Here is a 476-nt window from a genome sequence, read left to right as displayed (position 1 = left end):
CCCGCCCCGCCTTCGACAGTTTCCCGCGGGCTGTCGGAACGACACTCTGCTTCTGGTGGGTGTCGACCTTGGTCGACACGGCAGGCGTCGTGAACGTCTGAAGAATCGGCTTTTGATCTTGATTTTCTGATCTTTCCCGTGGTGGTGGCCGCGTGCAAGGAACTGTCAGGGGCCGGGTGGGCAGGCGGGGCGGGGGTGTCTGCGGCATGGATGCCGCGGCCAAGCCCCCATGGTGAAGTGACCCCCGAGACTTGGACAGGGGTCAGGCGGCCGATTGGGCCTGTTGGGCCTGCTCCCGGTACTGTACCGGGCTCAGGCCCTTCAATTTCAATTTGATTCGCTCTTGGTTGTAGTACTGGATGTATTCCACCAGCCCCGCCTCCAGACTCTCGATGCTGTCAAAGTTGTTCAGGTAAAAGAACTCCGACTTCAGCGTCCCAAAGAAGCTCTCCATCGCTGCATTGTCCAGGCAGTTG

1 protein-coding gene is annotated in these 476 nt (G+C 59.9%); it reads right to left on the bottom strand.

Annotated features, from left to right (window positions below; all coding sequences use genetic code 11):
• Positions 1 to 262: 262 nt before the first annotated feature.
• A partial coding sequence (locus G370_RS0107160) for an IS3 family transposase (protein ID WP_154081327.1) occupies positions 263 to 476 on the bottom strand: 214 nt, incomplete at its 5' end.

It is taken from the genome of Stenotrophomonas hibiscicola ATCC 19867 (genome assembly GCF_000382065.1).
In the GTDB taxonomy this organism is placed as follows: domain Bacteria; phylum Pseudomonadota; class Gammaproteobacteria; order Xanthomonadales; family Xanthomonadaceae; genus Stenotrophomonas; species Stenotrophomonas hibiscicola.
Note: the sequence above shows the minus strand (reverse complement) of the source record. Positions and strands in the feature narration are given on the sequence as shown.